Raw genomic sequence first — 16664 nt, 5'->3', positions numbered from 1 at the left:
CGTTGCGTCGCCGGGCGACGATTGCGGCGCAGAGTAATGCGCTTTCGCCGAAAAGTCTTCAACGCTCCGGCGTCGCCGTCCCGCCCCACATATCCTTCACCTGATCGAAGTGGCGCGAAGGATCGTAACGGGCGTCGCCGAGACGCAGCGTCTCGGTGGAGAGGCGTCCCATGGCGGCGAGCACCGCGTAGGAGGCGACGACGCGCTCGCGCTGCGCGAAGAGAAGGCCGATGCGCGCGTTCAGCAATTCCTGCTGCGCATTGAGAATGTCGAGCGTCGTGCGCTGGCCGGCCTTGGCCTCCTCGCGCACGCCGTAGAGCGCGCGCTCCGCGGCGGCGATCTGTGTCTGCGCGGCGGCGATCTGCGTTTTCGCCGCCTGCAGCGCGCCCCAGTTGGCGCGCACGAGCGCAATGAGATCGGCGCGCGCGACATCGACGTCGAGCTTGCGCTGGCCAGCGATTTCCTTGGCCTCGCGCACCTGCGACGAGGTCAGGCCGCCTTCGTAGAGCGGCACGTTCAGACGCCCGCCGATTGAAGCGCCGATGTTGCGATTGTAGACGCCGGAAATGTCGGTTTGCGTGTAGACGTTCCCGACGATCGACAATTTCGGCATGAAATCGGACTCGAGAACCTTGATGTCGAGATCGGCGGCGTCGGCGTCGTGCAGCGCGGCCAAAATGACGGGATGCTCCGCCTGCGCGATGCGCTCGACCTCCTCGCGCGTCTTCGGCAGCAGGCGGTCGACGGGCGCGCCGGGCGCGAGCCGCTTCGGCTCCGCGCCGATCGTCTGACGATAGGCGCCGACGCTCGCCTCCAGCGCCGCGCGCGCCTGGCCGACGAGCGACTGCCCGGCGGCGAGACGCGCCTCCGCCTGCGCGATGTCGGTCAGCGTGATCTGGCCGTAGGCGTAGCGTTCTTTCGTCTGGCGCAATTGCTCGCTTAGAACGGCGACGTTGTTTTCCTGCAATTTGAGCGCCGCCGTGTCGCGTAGAACGTTCATATAGGCGGAGACGGCGGCAAAGAGCACGCGCTGCTCGGTGAGGCGCAGGCGTTCGCGGCCGCCGAGTACGTTGGTTTCCGCCATGCGCGCGGCGTTTTGCGTTTTGAAGCCGTCGAAGACCGGCTGCTCGATCGTGAAGTTGGCGGCGCGCGGCATGCTGCCGCCGGTCTGGATGCTCTTCGTCGGCGCACGCAGGGTCGGATCGCGCAAATCGATGTCGAACTGGCGCGTCACCGCGCGATTGTCCTGCGCGCCGAGGAAGGCTCCGGCGCTGGCGCGCGGCCGCATGCCGGAAAGCGCCTGCGGCACTTTCTCATCGAGGGCGCGCACCCCGGCGCGGCTCGAATTGATGACGGGGCTATTGTCGTAGGCGCGCTGCAATGCGCCCTCGAGCGTTTCCCCGCGCGCCGGATGGGCGAGAAAACAGAACGCGAGAAAAAGGGCGCGGCGCGCGTGGGTCACGCGGCCTCCCGTTTGCGCGCGGCGGCGAGCGCTGTCTCGTCCTCGCCGAAAAAGGCGTAGAGCGCTGGCAACACGATGAGCGTGAGCAGCGTCGCGCTGATGAGGCCGCCGATGACGACGGTCGCAATGGGGCGCTGCACCTCGGCCCCCGTCGAAGTTGCGAGCGCCATGGGCACGAATCCGAGCGAGGCCACGAGGGCGGTCATCGAGACGGGACGAAGTCGCGTCATCGCGCCCGTGAAGATCGCCTCGAGTTCGGGGACGCCGCTGACCATCAACTGATGGATGTAGGTGCGCATGACGAGGCCGTTGAGCACAGCGACGCCGGACAGGGCGATGAAGCCTACCGCCGCCGAGACGGACATCGGCATGCCGCGCAGCCATAGCGCCAGCACGCCGCCGATGAGCGCGAGCGGCACGGCGGAAAATACGAGCAGCGCGTCGCGCGCCGAGCCGAGCGCCGAATAGAGCAAAAGGAAGATCATGAAGAAGCAGACCGGCACGACGATCATCAGACGCGCGCGCGCCGCCGCGAGATTTTCGAACTGTCCGCCCCATTCGATCCAATAGCCGGCCGGGATCTGAACTTTCGCATCGACCTTGGCGCGCGCCTCGTTGACGACCGAGGCGATGTCGCGGCCGCGCACATTCGCGCTCACCACCACGCGCCGCTTGCCGTTCTCGCGCGAAATCTGGTTCTGCCCGTCGATCTCCGAGAAGCTCGCGACCTGTTTGAGCTGCACGGTCGCGACATGGCCCTGCGCGTCGGGCGGCAGCGAGACGGGGATCGTCTCAAGCGCGCTCGCGTCCTCACGCAGATTGTCGCGCAGACGAACGAGGACCGGGAAGCGGCGGTCGCCCTCGAAGATCATGCCGGCGGGTTCGCCGCCGATCGCGGCGCCAATCGTATCCTGAACCGCGGCGAGGCTGAGGCCGTAGCGGGCGATGGCGCCTTTGTCGACCTTGATGTCGAGCACGGGCAGGCCCGTCACCTGCTCGACCTTCACGTCTTCCGCGCCGGGGGTCGACCGCAAGATGGCTGCGATGTGATTGGCCGCCTTGAGCATGGCGTCGAAATCCTCGCCGAAAACCTTCACCGCGATATCGCCGCGCACGCCGGCGAGAAGCTCGTTGAAGCGCAGCTGGATGGGCTGCGAGAATTCATAGGCGTTGCCGGGCAGCTTCTCGATCTTCGCCGTGATGTCCTCGATCAGCCGGTCCTTGGAGAGATGCGGGTCCGGCCACGCGCTCTCCGGCTTCAACATGATGAAAGTGTCGGTGAGATTGGGCGGCATGGGGTCGGTCGCGACTTCGGCCGTGCCGGTCTTGGAGAAGACGTAATCCACCTGCGGCAAGGTTCGGATGGCGTTTTCGATGTCGAGTTGCATCGCCTGCGATTGCGTGAGCGAGGCGCTGGGAATGCGATTGGCCTGCATCGCGAGATTCTTCTCGTCGAGCTTGGGAATGAACTCCTGTCCGAGGTTCATGTAAAGAAGGACCGCGACGACGAAAGCGCCGAGCGCGATCGCCATCACTTTCAGCGGCGCCGCCATGGCCCATCGCAGCACCGGCTCGTAGACGCGCTTCATCCCCAGGACGAGCGCATTCTCGCGCTCATCCGCGTGCCCCGACACGAACAGCGCGATCATCGCCGGGAAGAAGGTGAGCGAGAGCACGAACTCCGACAGCAGCGCGATGATGACGGTCATCGCCATCGGATGGAACATCTTCCCCTCGACGCCCGAAAAACTCAGGATCGGCAGATAGACAAGAATGATGATCGACTGGCCGTAGACGGTGGGACGGCGCATTTCGACGGCGGCGTCGATCACCGTGTCGTGGCGCTCCTCGGCCGTGAGCATGCGCCCGACGGCGTGCTGGCGCTCCGAGAGGCGGCGCAGGCTGTTCTCTGCCACGATGATGGCGCCGTCCGCGATGAGGCCGAAATCGAGCGCGCCGAGACTCATCAGATTGGCGCTGATCTTGCCGAGATACATGCCGATGGCGAGAAAGAGCATCGTCACGGGAATGACCGTCGCCGTCACCAGCGCCGCCCGGAAGTTGCTCAGCATCACGAAGAGAACGAGGATGACGAGGCCGGCGCCCTCGGCGAGGTTTTTCGCCACTGTCTTGATCGTCGCGTCGACGAGCGTTGTCCGGTTGAGGATCGTCTTGACCTCGATCCCCGGCGGCAGCGATTTGATGATCGTCTTCATTTTCTCGTCGACCGCGGCGGAGACGGTGCGGCTGTTGGCGCCGATCAGCATGAGAGCGGTGCCGATCACGACCTCCTCGCCGTTCATGCTGGCGCTGCCGGTGCGCAGTTCCTTGCCGATGGCGACGCTCGCAATGTCGCGCACGCGCACGGGCACGCCGTTTCGCGTCGTCGCCACGACATTGGCGATGTCCTCGACGGTCTCTAGGCGCCCGCCGCTTCGCACGACGAGCCCCTCTCCGTTGCGCTCCACATAGCCGGCGCCGCGGCTGACGTTGTTCTTCGCGATCGTCGTGGCGAGATCGCCGAAGGAAAGGCCGAGCGACATCAGCTTCGCCGGGTCCGGCTGCACGTGGTACTGGCGCATATAGCCGCCGAGCGAATCGACGCCCGCGACGCCGGGCACGGTGCGCAATTGCGGCCGGATGATCCAGTCCTGCACGGTGCGCAGATAGGACTCGAGTTCGACCGGCGTGCGCAACACCGCGCCCTCCGGCGTGAGATAGGCGCCGTCCCGCCGCCAGCCGGCGTCGCCCTCGCGCGCGACAACATGCGGCTCCCTGTAGCGCACGGACCACATATAGATTTCGGACAGGCCCGTCGCGATCGGCCCCATGCGCAATTCCACCGAGGGCGGAAAATCCTCGCGCGCCTGGGCGATGCGCTCGTTCACCTGCTGGCGGGCGAAATAGATGTCGACGCTGTCGGAGAAAACCGCCGTCACCTGCGCGAAGCCGTTGCGCGACAGCGAGCGCGTATATTCAAGACCCGGAATGCCGGAGAGCGCGTTCTCGATCGGATAGGTGACCTGCTTCTCCATTTCGAAAGCGGAGAGCGCGGGCGCACGGGCGTTGATCTGGACCTGATTGTTGGTGATGTCCGGCACGGCGTCGATCGGCAGATGGGCGAGCGCCCACACGCCGAACGCGCCGACGAGCGCGACCAGAAGGACGACCAGCCAGCGGTTGTGAACCGAAAAGGCGATGATCCGCTGCATCATGGGCTTGGCGCGCTCACTCCTCCGGAATCTCGCTCTTGCCGGCCTCGGCCTTTAGAACGAAGCTGTTGTCGGTCGCGATCGTCTCGCCGGGCGACAGGCCCTTGACGACCTCGACGGAACTTTCGTCGCCCTCCCCCAATTCGATGACGCGCTTCTGGAAACCTTCCTTCACGCGCACGAACACGGTTGGCTCGTTATGAACGAGCTGCACCGCCGCGCGCGGAACGAGAACCTTCGCGGGGCTCTGATCCAGCGCGATCTCGGCGTTGAGCAGCACGCCTGGATGGAGCGCGAGATCGGGGTTCCTGAAACCGGCGATGACATGGCCGGTGCGCGTCTCGGGCGTGACGACGGCGCTGACTACGCGCACCGCGCCCTCGAAACTGCGCCCGTCCGGCCCCTTCAGAACGACCGGCTGGCCGACGCGCAGGTTCGCGAGGGACGCCACCGGAACGGCAAGATCAGCCTCGATTTCCGAGAGATCGGCGAGGACGTAAATCTCGGTCTCGGGCGTCACCGGCTGGCCGATATTGGCGAGGCGCTCGATCACGCGGCCCTTGATCTGCGCACGGAGCTCCTTTTCGCGCAGGCGGGCGATCGGCTGGGCGGCGAGCGCCGCGATCTCGGCCTCCGACAGATCGAGCGCGGCGAGCTTGCCGCGGGCGAGGTCGAGCCGCAGCCTCGCCTCGGTGAAGGCGGCTTTCGCCTTGAGAAAAAGCTGCTCGGCGGTGATCTTCTTTTCGAAGAGCCCCTTCTCGCGCTGGAAGAGCGCGGATTGCAGGTCGAAATTGGCGAGCGCTGCGAGATATTCGCTCTTGGCGTCGGCAACCTCGCGCGAATCGATGACGGCGACCGTCTCGTTTTTCGCTGTCTCATCGCCAAGCTTCTTGCGCATTTCCGCGACGACGCCGGAAACCTTGGCGGCGACGCGCGCGAGATGGTCGGGGTCCGGCTTCAGGGCGGCGGGAACGGTGATCTGGCGCTTCAGAACGCCGGGGCCGGCCTTGGCAAGGCCGATCTTCGCGGCGTCGATCTGTTCGGCCGACAGTCTCACGAGGCCTTCGGGCGCGGCTCCCGCGCCGGTCTTTTCGCCCTCGGGGCCAGCGGGCGCGGGCGCGCCGGCGAAACGCCCGAGGAGGCCGGGCAGAGACGCGCCGACCGCCAGACTTGCAAGAATCGCGAGGACGAGTGTGAGATGGCGAGACATCGTCGGCAGTCGGGCTCCGTGGCGCAGCGGCCGCAACGCCCTTGAATTCTTCCTGGCGCCGCCGGTTCGTCCACGCCATCGACGGCGACGGACGAGGAGAGTCGAATCCCTCGGCGACGCGGACGTGGGCTTTTACCGCCTCCCGCGATTCGCGTCCATGCGCTGAGGAGCCGCAATAACGACAATGCGTTCCGGCCGGAACGAAAAAGCCCGGCCGCGAGGGCCGGGCTCCATTCGATTTCCTTCGCGGAAGGAACTCAGTATTTCGCCAGGACCGGCGCGGACGAGCCGAACGGGTTAAAGTGCCAGTTCAGGCCGGCGCGAACCGTGTGCCAGCGGTAGGGCGACGAAACGGTCGAGGCGGCCCAGCCGTTCATATTGGTGTTCACGACGCTCAGCACATTGTGGGTGACGGTGCCGAGATCGGTGTAGAGATACTCGACCTTGAGCGAGAAGGACGGGAAGGACATCGGGGTCCATTCCACGCCGCCGCCAGCCGTCCAGCCGGTCGAGGTGTTGTCGTAAACGCCCTGACCCTGCACCATCGCGCCCGCCGGAGGGAAGAACGGCGTGGCCATGGTGTAGCTGTAGAGGTCGTTCACGCCGCCATAGGCGAAGCCGCCCGTGCCGTAGACCATGAGATTCGGCCAAGACGGCATGACGAGGCCGATGCGGCCGCGAACCGTGCCGAACCAGTCGACATGCTGGCCGCCAGTGGCGTAGCCGAAAGTGCCGGGCGCGAAGGGCAGGCCGAGCGGCGCGAAGGCCGAGTTGTTGTGGTTCAGGTCGCTCGCCTGAATGTCGGTTTCGAAGCCGAGCACCAGCCAGGGCGAGAACTGATAGTTGTAGCCGATCTGGCCGCCGCCGACGACGCCGTTGAGGTCCGTCGCCTGCGACCAGGCCGCGCCGCCCGGTATTACGCCAAGCGCCTGATTGAACGTGCCGGCCGTCTGGGCGCCGGTCCAGTTGCCGCCGGCGCTGAAGCCGTAGCCGATGTTCACACCGCCGTAGAGGCCGGTCCAGCTGAATATGGGAGCCGGCGGCGGGGGCAGAACCGGCGGGCCCTTGCGCGAGGGAAGGTCGGCGGCGACCGCCGATCCGGCGACGAGCGCCAGCGCGAGGCCGGCGGCGACAGGCAATTTGGTCATTTGTGACGCCCTCGTAAGTAATCAATCTGTTGCGGCTGTCGTCGCTCCCCGCGACATCCCCGCCGTCGCCGTCAGACTTACGGCCAGTGGTCGGACACGGTCAATGAAAAGGCGGGCTGAGCAAGGCTTGTGCAGCGCGTTTGCCCAGCCGCGTGACAATTCCGCAACAGAATCGACCCCTGGAAAGCTATTTTTCACCGCGTTCGCGGCGCAGTCGCTCCCAATAGTCGAGCCGCTTGGAAAGTTCGCGTTCGAATCCGCGTTCGACCGGCCGGTAGAGCTTCTGGCGCTCAAGCGATTCGGGCCAGTAGTTCTGGCCGGAGAAGGCGTCCGGCGCGTCGTGGTCGTATTCGTAGCCCTCCCCATAGCCTTCCTCTCGCATGAGCTTCGTCGGCGCGTTGAGAATGATCTTCGGGGGCATGAGGGAGCCCTTTTCCGCGGCGAGGCGGCGGGCTTTCTTGTAGGCGACGTACGCGGCGTTGGACTTGGGCGCGGTCGCGACGTAGATCACCGCCTGCGCCAGCGCGAGTTCGCCCTCCGGGGAGCCGAGGAAGTCGTAGGCGTCCTTTGCGGCGTTGGCGACGACGAGCGCCTGCGGGTCCGCCAGTCCGATGTCCTCGACCGCCATGCGCACGATGCGCCGCGCGAGAAAGAGCGGGTCTTCGCCGGCGTCGAGCATGCGCGCGAGATAATACAGCGCCGCGTCCGGATCCGAGCCGCGCACGCATTTGTGAAGCGCGCTGATGAGATTGTAGTGGCCTTCCTGCGCCTTGTCGTAGATCGGCGCGCGGCGCTGAACCGCTTCCGAGAGCCCGGCGCGGTCGAACATCTCGCCGTCGCGCGCCGCGCGCCAGATTTCCTCGGCGAGCGTCAGCGCCGCGCGGCCGTCGCCGTCCGCCATGGCGACGAGCGCCGCGCGCGCGTCCGCGTCGAGCGGCAATTGCTTTCCCTCGGCCGCTTCGGCGCGCGCGAGCAGTTTTTCGATCGCCGCGGCGTCGAGCGGCTTGAAGGTCATCACGCGCGCGCGGGAGAGGAGAGCGGCGTTGAGTTCGAAGGAGGGGTTTTCCGTCGTCGCGCCAATTAGCGTAACGGTTCCGTCTTCCATGACGGGGAGGAAACTGTCCTGCTGCGCGCGGTTGAAGCGATGAATTTCATCGACGAAGAGCAGCGTGCCCTGCCCCGCCGCGCGCCGCGCGCGCGCCGCCTCGAACGTCTTCTTGAGATCGGCGACGCCCGAAAAAATCGCCGAGATCTGCACGAAAGCAAGCCTGGTCTCATGCGCGAGGAGCCGCGCAACGGTTGTCTTTCCGGTGCCGGGGGGCCCCCAGAAAATCAGCGAACCGAGCGAACCGGCGCGAATGAGCCGCGCGAGGGCGCCTTCAGGGCCAAGCAGATGATCCTGCCCGGCGACGTCATCGAGACGCGTCGGACGCAAGCGATCGGCGAGCGGGCGCGGGGCGCCTTTCTCGAGTTTCGCGGCTTCGAAGAGGTCGGGCATCAGCTTGTCGTTATTCTCTCGCGTTCAACTTTGAATACCGCCTCGACGGCGCGTCAACCAACGATTAACTTTGCGCGAGTCAAGTCGATTCGGCGGGCCAAGCCCGCAAATTGTCGAAAATGGCGTTCTTCCGCGTAAGGCTTTCGCAGCGTCGGCACATTCAACAACGGAACGAACAAATGCGGACCATCGCTTTCGTCACGCAAAAGGGAGGCGCAGGCAAGAGCACGCTTGCGAGCAGCGTCGCCGTCGCGGCGCGCGGCGCCGGGGAACGCGTCTTCATCATCGATCTCGATCCGCTGCAGACGCTCGTCAAATGGGCGGGCGCACGCGGCAACACGGACATCGGCGTCGAGCACGTGCCGCCCGCGAAGCTGTCAAAGGCGCTCGCCGCGCTCGAGAAGAAGGGCGTGACGCTCGTTGTGATCGACGCGCCGGGTCAGGACAGCGAGCACGCCGCCGCCGCCGTGCGCGCCGCGGATCTCTGCGTCATTCCGGCGCGGCCCAACGCCTTCGATCTCTGGGCGAGCGAAGTCACGCGCGCGCAGATCAAGGACAGCGGTTGCGACTACGCTTTCCTGCTCAATCAATGCCCGCCGTCGCAGCAGTCGGCGCGCGTCGAAATCGGCGCAAAGGCCTTGCAGGCGATGGGCGGACTGCTCGCGCCGCTGGTTTCCTCCCGCGTCGATTATCAGGAGGCCGCGCGCCTCGGACTCGGCGTCGGCGAATACAACCCCGACGGCGTCGCCGCGCAGGAGATGCGCGAATTGTGGAACTCGATCAAGCGGCGGCTGAAACGCGCGCCGGCGAAAGACGCGAAAGACGCCTCGACGAAGAAAGCGCCCGCGAAGGCCGCGCCGGCCCCTGCGGCCCCTGTCGAAGCGGCGAAGAAAGCAGGCGCGAAAAAACCTGCGAAAAAAGCCGCCTGAGAGACAGCCGCGCGCCTGGGCGCGCGGCGCGGAGTTCATCCGATCTCGACGATCTTCGCGCTGTGATGGACGACCTCGGCCTTGTCGCCGACCGACTTGCCCATCAGGGCCTGCGCGAGCGGCGCGACATAGGGAATGAGGCCCTTCGCCGGATCCGCCTCGTCCTCGCCGACGAGACGGAATGTCCGGCGCTCGCCGTCGTCGAGTTCGACGACGACGCGATGGCCGAAGCGCACATGCGAATGGTCCGCGATGGGACGCACGACTTCCGCGCTCGCCCGCCGCGCCGTCCAGTAGCGCAGGTCGCGCTGCGCGAGCGCGAGCGCGTGCCGGTCGTCCGCCGCCGTCGCTTTCTCGATGTCCGCATGCAAACGGGTCAGCGCGTCGTCGATCTGCTGGAGCCCCTCGGGCGTCACGAGATTGCGATGCGGACTAAGGGGACGATCGGGCAAGTCTTCGCGCGGATTGTCGTCTTCCTGTTCCTTGGTGAAAGCCGAACTCATGCGTCCTACCTTTGGGGCCGGGGAGGGCGAGAAAAAACAAACGGCCCTCGCGGGGGCCGGATGCGCGCATTAGACCGCAGAGAGGCGCGAAAGTCGAGAACGGACGCGGCGATGCGACAATTCGCTCGCTCGCCCGAAGCGCCGCTCAGGGCATGCGAATCACGACGCGCCCGCGAATCTTGCCCGTCACGATCGTGCGCGCGCGCTCGAGCGCCTGATCGAAAGGAATCGTCTCGCGCATCGCGTCAATCATCGCGGGATCGAGATCCCGCGCGATTCGCGCCCAGCCTTCCCGGCGCAGCGCGATCCGCGGCCGCACGCTCTCGACGCCGAGCAGGCAAACGCCGCGCAGAATGAAGGGCGCGACGCTCGCCGGCAGGTCCATCCCGCCGACATTGCCGCAAGCCGCGATCGCGCCGTCGAATTGCGTCTGGGACAGAATATTGGCGAGCGTCGCGCCGCCGACCGTATCGACGCCGGCCGCGAATCGCTGGGCCTGCAGCGGCTTTCCTGGAGCCGAATAATCGTCGCGCGCAAGTATTTCCGCCGCGCCGAGGGACTTCAGGTAATCGGCTTCCGCGGCGTGGCCCGTGATCGCGGCCACGCGCCAGCCCGCGCGCGCGAGAAGCGCCACGGCGAAGGAGCCGACGCCGCCCGAGGCGCCGCTGACGACGGCCGCGCCGTCGGCCGGCCTCAGGCCGTGACGCTCGAGCGCCAGCACGCAGAAAGCCGCCGTCAGTCCCGCCGTGCCGACGGTCATCGCGCGTTCTGGCGACAATGATTCAGGCAGTTTCACGAGCCAGTCGCCATTGAGCCGCGCCTTCTGCGCGAAGCCGCCGTAATGGGCCTCGCCGACGCCGCAGCCCGTGGCGACGACGATATCGCCCGGCGCGAAGGCCGAATGGTCCGATCGCGTGACGCGGCCGGCGAGATCGACGCCCGGAATCATCGGAAAGCGCCGCACGACCGGCCCTTTTCCGGTCACGGCGAGACCGTCTTTGTAATTGATCGCGGAACAGATCACGTCGAGGTCGACGTCGCCCGCCATCAGGTCGTTTTCCCCCATTTCCACATAGGCGGCGCGATAGTCTTGCGCGTCCTTTTCGACGCGGATGGCTCGGAAAGAGGTCACGAAGAGCTCCCGACGTTGCTTGGACCCAAGTATGCGGACGCCGACGGACGTCTCGCTAGACGTGAAAATTTCCCGTCCTGGCACGCCCTGCGGGCGAGCCCTCTAGTTACATTCGAAGCTCCAGACCGGGAAGCCCGCGGAAACACTGCGTCATTTATTTCAAAATCTGAACTAAAGAGAAATTTGGTTTATAATTCTTGATATAGGCAGTTGAGTGAGCTATTCTATTGGCAATCCTCTCATGTTCGGCGGAAACACGAAGCGTAAAGAACGTTGATCGAACCATTTCGAAGCTGCGACGCATCCGCGGACGAGGCTGCAGTCTCACAAGGCCCACAAACGGCAACAGGCGCCCCCATGAACGTCACCAACAACATCGAACTCGCTGCTGACATCGTCTCCGCTTACGTCAGCAACAATTCAGTTCCGGCCGGAGACCTTCCGGGACTGATCAACGAAGTCTACAACGCGCTGCTGCGCGTGGGCTCCGGCGTCGTCGCGGCCCCGGTCGAGCCGCCCAAGCCGGCGATCGCGGTCAGAAAATCGGTGACGAACGACTACATCATATGCCTCGAAGACGGGAAGAAGTTCAAAAGCCTCAAGCGCCATCTGCGCACCCAATACGGGCTCTCGCCGGAAGAATATCGCGAGAAGTGGGGGCTGCCCGCCGATTATCCGATGGTCGCTCCCAATTACGCCAAGGCGCGCTCCAACCTCGCCAAGCAGATGGGCCTCGGCCAGCAACGCCGCCGCCGCACCAAGTAACGCCGCCGCCTCCGGCCAAGAAAAAACCCGCAGCTTCCGGAAAGCCGCGGGTTTTCCTTTTTCCACCCTCCGTCGCCGCAAGAGCGGAGAGGGCGCCGAATCAGCCCTCGTCGTCCGTCTCAATGTCGCCGTCGATCAGGCCGGCGACGTCGTCGTCCTCGCCTTCTTCTTCCTCGAGGAAGGTGTCGTCGTCCGCATCCGCGCCCTCGATCTCCACGTCCTCGTCGACGTCGATGACCTCGGCGGCGGCCTCGCTTTCCTCGACCTCATCGAGCGAAACCGTATCGACGCCCTCCTTCTCGAGATCGCTTTCATCCTCTTCGACGCGGCTGGCGACGCGCGACAGGGCGGCGACCTGGAAAATCGTCCCGCACTTCGGGCAGACGATCGGGTCCCTGTTGAGGTCGTAGAATTTCGTCGCGCAGGACTGGCATTGGCGCTTGGCGCCGAGTTCCGGTTTGGCCACGGTTCGTTGATCCTTACGAAAGAAGCAGCGTGGGAACGCCCGCCCGAATGATTGACCGTCGGGCGCTCGGGTTAGTGGGGTCCGGCGGCGCTGTCAAATGGATAAATGCCGGCGGCGCGGACCAGACATTCGCCCATTGCAAACCGCCGCGCGGCTTGGCATAGAAAAGGGGCTGCGGGTGTAGCTCAATGGTAGAGCAGCAGCCTTCCAAGCTGAATACGAGGGTTCGATTCCCTTCACCCGCTCCAATTGCCCCACAGCCGGAAACGGCCGCGACGGGGAAGCCGTGCGGAGCGGATGACCGCTCCCGGCCAAGCGCGCTCAGCGCCCGCCCTTATGCTTCATCGCCGCGAGCAGCGCCTCGCCGAGGCCGCCGGGTCCGCCTGCCGGCTTGCCGCCGCGCGGGGCTTGGCCCTGCTGCGGCCCCCGCGGACGGTTCATGTCGCGGCCAGGACCGCCCGCCTGGCCGCCCTTCGCCTGCTGGCCGGGAACGTCGTCGAGGCGCATGGAGAGCGAGATGCGCTTTCGCGGCGCGTCGACTTCCATGACCTTCACCTTGACGATGTCGCCGGGCTTCACGACGCTGCGCGGGTCTTTGACGAACTCCTTCAACATGGCGGAAACGTGCACCAGACCGTCCTGATGCACGCCGATGTCGACGAAGGCGCCGAAGGCCGCGACATTGGTGACGACGCCTTCGAGCGTCATGCCGGGCTTCAGATCGGCGAGCGTCTCGACGCCCTCCTGGAACGTCGCCGTCTTGAAGGCGGGACGCGGGTCGCGGCCCGGCTTCTCGAGTTCTGCGAGAACGTCGGTGACGGTCGGAACGCCGAAGGTCTCGTCGGCGAATTGCGCGGGCTTCAGTTTGCGCAATTCGTTCGTATTGCCGATGAGCGACCGTATGTCCGTTTTCGCCGCCTCGAGGATGCGGCGCACCAGAGGATAGGCTTCCGGATGCACGCCGGAGCGGTCCAGCGGATCGTCGCCGTCGATGATGCGCAGGAAGCCCGCGCTCTGCTCGAAAGCCTTGGGACCGAGGCGCGGCACCTCCTTGAGCTGGGCGCGCGTGCGGAAACGGCCATTGGCGTCGCGGTAGGCGACGATGTTGGCCGCGAGCGTTTCGCTCAGCCCCGACACGCGCGCGAGCAGCGGCGCGGACGCCGTGTTCACGTCGACGCCGACCGCGTTCACGCAATCCTCGACCACGGCGTCGAGCGCCCGGGAGAGCTTCGTCTCCGACACGTCATGCTGATACTGCCCGACGCCGATCGACTTCGGCTCGATCTTCACAAGCTCCGCGAGCGGGTCCTGGAGACGCCGCGCGATGGACGCGGCGCCGCGCAGCGACACGTCGAGATCGGGCAATTCCTTCGAGGCGTATTCAGAGGCCGAATAGACCGACGCGCCCGCTTCCGACACGACGACCTTGGTGAGCTTCAATTCAGGATGTTTCGAGATGAGTTCGGCCGCGAGCCTGTCCGTCTCGCGCGAGGCTGTCCCATTGCCGATGGCGATCAGCTCGATCTTGTGTTCGCGAGCGAGGCGCGCGAGCGTCGCGATCGATTCGTCCCAGCGCCGCTGCGGCTCATGCGGATAGATGGCGGTCGTCGCGACGATCTTTCCCGTCGCATCGATCACGGCGACTTTCACGCCGGTCCGGAAGCCGGGATCGAGGCCGATCGTCGGGCGGGCGCCGGCGGGCGCGGCGAGCAGCAGGTCGCGCAGATTTTCGGCAAAAACGCGAATCGCCTCCTCCTCCGCGAATCGCCACAGGCGCGACCGCGCGTCGACCGACAGATGCAGCTCGATCTTGGTGCGCCAGGCCCAGCGCGCGGTTTCGAGCAGCCATTTGTCGCCGGGACGGCCGCGGTCCTCGATCTGGTAGCGGCGCGCGATCCGGGTCTCATAGCCCCCCAGCCCCGGCTCGGCCTCGGGCGACATCTCGAGCTCCAGCATTTCTTCCCTCTCGCCGCGGAACAGCGCGAGAATGCGATGGGAGGGCAGTTTCGAGATCGGTTGCGAGAAATCGAAATAATCGGAATATTTGACTGCCGCCGCTTCCTTGCCCTCGCGCGGCCGGGATTTGAGGATGGCCTGGCGCCAGTGGGTCTCGCGCAGCGCGCCGATGAGATCGGCGTCTTCCGCGAATCGCTCGACGAGAATGGCGCGCGCCCCTTCGAGCGCCGCCTCCACCGTGGCGACGTTCTTTTCCGCGTCGACGAAAGCTTCGGCTTGCGCTCTCGGATCCTTTTCCGGCGACGCGAGCAGCGCCTCGGCGAGCGGCGCGAGGCCGGCTTCGATCGCGATCTGCGCCTTTGTGCGGCGCTTGGGTTTGTAGGGTAGATAAATGTCTTCGAGGCGCGCCTTGTTGTCCGCCTCCATGATGACGCGCCGCAGCGCATCGTCGAGTTTCCCTTGCGACTCGATCGAATCGAGAATCGCCTTGCGGCGCTCCTCGAGTTCACGCAGATAGCGCAGCCGCTCTTCAAGCTTGCGCAATTGCGCGTCGTCGAGCTGGCCCGTGGCTTCCTTGCGGTAGCGCGCGATGAAGGGCACCGTCGAGCCGCCGTCGAGCAGGCCGATCGCGGCCTCCACCTGCCAGGGTTTCGCCGCAAGCTCCTCGCTCAGCCGCTCGACGATCGACGCCATATGTCCGCCTCTCCTTCAATTGAAGCGAGGCTTTTAGCGAAGGCGAGCGGCCGAAGTCAAAGACCCCGCGCGCGCCGCGCACAGATCATTTCATTCGGTCCTGCAAAAACGGATGATCGGGCCAGCATTTGCGGTCTTCGAGCGTCAGCCGCGGCGCCGACTCGGTCGACATCAGCCACGGCGACACTTTCTCCGTCCGCGCCCAGTAATTCGTCGGCAGAACGGAAGGATCGCCCTTGTGCCAGCTCGTCAGCATGTTGCAGTCGCTGATGGCGTAGTTCTGACGCAGCGCCTGCTTGATTTCGAGAAGCGGCGTCGCTGCTGAAAGAATGACGATAACGGAAATCGAGGTCGCGAACATGCCGCCGTCACGCGGCGTCAGCACGGCGATGCGCGCAAAGGCGAAGGCGAGCAGGAACAGCGGCGGGATCGAGACGCGCATGACGAAATCATTCGACACGCCCACACTGTAGAAGGGAATCAGCAGGAGCAGCGCGAGCGACAGGGCAAGGATGCGGCGATCCGCCGCCTCCACCTTTTTCCACGCATAAAGGACGATCGCCGCCTGCGGAATCTCCACCGCGAGGAACAGAACATAGCGCAGCGCATAACCCTCGTGGGTCAGCAGCAATTCATGCGGCACGGCGCCCGCGTCCGTCGTGAGATAGAAGAAGATCGGGAGAAAACAGAGTCCGATCGCCGCTGCGGCCAGATTGCGCGACGAAAAAAGATCGCGCGGCAAAAGCCCGATGGCGAAAAGCGCGACGAAAGGCGCCGCGCCCATCATGGCCAGCGGCGACCACATCAGCAGAGCGGCGAAGGAAACGAGCAGCGCGGCAAGGTCGATCTCGCGCCGCACATGAAGCAGCGACAGAAGCGCGAACCACCAGCCCGGCGCCATGTGATTGGGCACCCAGAAGAGCTGTGTGATATGACTGGAATATTGCAGCCGCACCGGTGAATAATATTCGCCCCACCACTCGATATGGGTGAAGGGCATGAAGTCCGCGCCCTTCGACATCTCGACCGCTTCGGCGAGCAGGATCGGAACGATGTCGAGGCCGCTAAAGCCGATCAGGATGAGCAGGAACGGCGTCTTCTTCACATTCGCGAGACGCGCGGCGAAATAGGCGACGGTTCCCAGGATCAGGCTGTTTTGCGCGAGCAGCGCCATATGCGCGGCGTAGAGACCGAACGCGCGGCCGAAGAGCGCCGGAATCATATACATGCCGAGCGGGGCGCGCAGAAGATAGTCCTGTTCCTCGTAGCGGTAAACCACCGTCAGGCCGTTCTCGACGAGATCGGCGAGCACCGCGTCGCGCGTCAGCCAGTCCGTCGTCGCATAAAAGAAATGGCCCTCGCCCCCGAGCATGCAGAGCGCGACGCCGAACGAGAGACTGAAGGCGAGTTGCGCGAGATCGACAGGGGCGGCGAGAAGGGCGTTTGCGCCCCGGCCGCGCCAGAGAACGGCGCCGGCGCCGGCGCAACCGGCCAGAACGAATGCGCCCGACCATGGCCTGAGAGCGGCGGCGAAGATCGCATTCGGCAGAACGAAGATCAGCGCGGTGAGGAAGAACAGATGGAAATTGCAGAGGGCGCGTGAAACCGCCCGCGTCCCGCCGCCTTCGCGTTCGAGCGGCGCTACGCCGTCGAGAGAGCCCGCTTCAGCGATCTGCGATTTCATGGCCTC

General features: G+C 65.5%; 12 protein-coding genes and 1 tRNA gene. 3 read left to right on the top strand and 10 right to left on the bottom strand.

Translation table 11 applies throughout. From position 1 onward, the window contains the following. Positions 1-58 precede the first annotated feature (58 nt). From ACV959_RS01370 to ACV959_RS01350, 5 genes are all read right to left on the bottom strand, one after another. Entirely contained in the window at positions 59-1462 is a 1404-nt protein-coding gene (locus tag ACV959_RS01370; RefSeq protein ID WP_475738145.1) for a TolC family outer membrane protein, read from the bottom strand. Then, on the bottom strand, positions 1459-4677 hold the full coding sequence (locus ACV959_RS01365; RefSeq protein ID WP_475738144.1) for an efflux RND transporter permease subunit: 3219 nt from the start codon (positions 4675-4677) through the stop codon (positions 1459-1461). Before ACV959_RS01365 ends, ACV959_RS01370 begins: the two co-directional genes overlap by 4 nt. 13 nt (positions 4678-4690) lie before the next feature. Further along, entirely contained in the window at positions 4691-5884 is a 1194-nt protein-coding gene (locus ACV959_RS01360) for an efflux RND transporter periplasmic adaptor subunit (RefSeq protein ID WP_475738143.1), read from the bottom strand. 257 nt (positions 5885-6141) lie between these two features. Continuing rightward, a complete protein-coding gene (locus ACV959_RS01355) occupies positions 6142-7032 on the bottom strand; it encodes an outer membrane protein (RefSeq protein ID WP_475738142.1) in 891 nt (296 codons plus the stop codon). A gap of 187 nt (positions 7033-7219) precedes the next feature. After that, entirely contained in the window at positions 7220-8530 is a 1311-nt protein-coding gene (locus ACV959_RS01350) for a replication-associated recombination protein A (protein ID WP_475738141.1), read from the bottom strand. 179 nt (positions 8531-8709) lie between these two features. On the opposite strand from ACV959_RS01350, the gene ACV959_RS01345 reads away from it, so the two are divergent. Beyond that, positions 8710-9459, top strand: coding sequence for a division plane positioning ATPase MipZ (locus ACV959_RS01345; protein ID WP_475738140.1), 750 nt, complete (start codon positions 8710-8712; stop codon positions 9457-9459). Between the two features lie 35 nt (positions 9460-9494). Here the strand turns inward: ACV959_RS01345 and greA are convergent, their stop codons facing one another. Then, complete coding sequence (gene greA, locus ACV959_RS01340; protein WP_475738139.1) at positions 9495-9962, bottom strand: transcription elongation factor GreA; 468 nt, start codon at positions 9960-9962, stop codon at positions 9495-9497. A 145-nt stretch (positions 9963-10107) separates the two neighbouring features. Continuing rightward, entirely contained in the window at positions 10108-11094 is a 987-nt protein-coding gene (gene acuI / locus ACV959_RS01335; RefSeq protein ID WP_475738138.1) for an acrylyl-CoA reductase (NADPH), read from the bottom strand. A 357-nt stretch (positions 11095-11451) separates the two neighbouring features. On the opposite strand from acuI, the gene ACV959_RS01330 reads away from it, so the two are divergent. Further along, a complete protein-coding gene (locus ACV959_RS01330; protein WP_475738137.1) occupies positions 11452-11859 on the top strand; it encodes a Ros/MucR family transcriptional regulator in 408 nt (135 codons plus the stop codon). 100 nt (positions 11860-11959) lie between these two features. On the opposite strand, the gene ACV959_RS01325 is transcribed toward ACV959_RS01330, so the two are convergent. Then, the gene (locus ACV959_RS01325; RefSeq protein ID WP_475738136.1) at positions 11960-12325 is read right to left on the bottom strand and encodes a TIGR02300 family protein; all 366 of its coding nucleotides are present in this window, start codon (positions 12323-12325) and stop codon (positions 11960-11962) included. 174 nt (positions 12326-12499) lie between these two features. Between ACV959_RS01325 and ACV959_RS01320 the strand changes: the two genes are divergently transcribed. Next, a tRNA-Gly gene (locus tag ACV959_RS01320) sits at positions 12500-12573 on the top strand. Positions 12574-12646: 73 nt separating this feature from the next. Here the strand turns inward: ACV959_RS01320 and ACV959_RS01315 are convergent. Together ACV959_RS01315 and ACV959_RS01310 are read right to left on the bottom strand one after the other, a co-directional pair. Next, positions 12647-14974, bottom strand: a complete 2328-nt coding sequence (locus ACV959_RS01315) for a Tex family protein (protein ID WP_475738135.1) — start codon at positions 14972-14974, stop codon at positions 12647-12649. Positions 14975-15059: 85 nt separating this feature from the next. Further along, the gene (locus ACV959_RS01310; RefSeq protein ID WP_475738134.1) at positions 15060-16658 is read right to left on the bottom strand and encodes a hypothetical protein; all 1599 of its coding nucleotides are present in this window, start codon (positions 16656-16658) and stop codon (positions 15060-15062) included. Positions 16659-16664 lie beyond the last annotated feature (6 nt).

It is taken from the genome of Methylocystis sp. Se48 (genome assembly GCF_056269425.1).
This window is presented reverse-complemented; position numbering and strand designations above follow the sequence as displayed.

Bases quoted from the DNA above. Each gene is read 5' to 3' on its own strand.
- ACV959_RS01330 (WP_475738137.1), top strand. From the start codon at position 11,452: ATGAACGTCACCAACAACATCGAACTCGCTGCTGACATCGTCTCCGCT.
- greA (WP_475738139.1), bottom strand. From the start codon at position 9,962: ATGAGTTCGGCTTTCACCAAGGAACAGGAAGACGACAATCCGCGCGAA.
- ACV959_RS01345 (WP_475738140.1), top strand. From the start codon at position 8,710: ATGCGGACCATCGCTTTCGTCACGCAAAAGGGAGGCGCAGGCAAGAGC.
- ACV959_RS01355 (WP_475738142.1), bottom strand. From the start codon at position 7,032: ATGACCAAATTGCCTGTCGCCGCCGGCCTCGCGCTGGCGCTCGTCGCC.
- ACV959_RS01310 (WP_475738134.1), bottom strand. From the start codon at position 16,658: ATGAAATCGCAGATCGCTGAAGCGGGCTCTCTCGACGGCGTAGCGCCG.
- ACV959_RS01350 (WP_475738141.1), bottom strand. From the start codon at position 8,530: ATGCCCGACCTCTTCGAAGCCGCGAAACTCGAGAAAGGCGCCCCGCGC.
- ACV959_RS01360 (WP_475738143.1), bottom strand. From the start codon at position 5,884: ATGTCTCGCCATCTCACACTCGTCCTCGCGATTCTTGCAAGTCTGGCG.
- ACV959_RS01365 (WP_475738144.1), bottom strand. From the start codon at position 4,677: ATGATGCAGCGGATCATCGCCTTTTCGGTTCACAACCGCTGGCTGGTC.
- ACV959_RS01315 (WP_475738135.1), bottom strand. From the start codon at position 14,974: ATGGCGTCGATCGTCGAGCGGCTGAGCGAGGAGCTTGCGGCGAAACCC.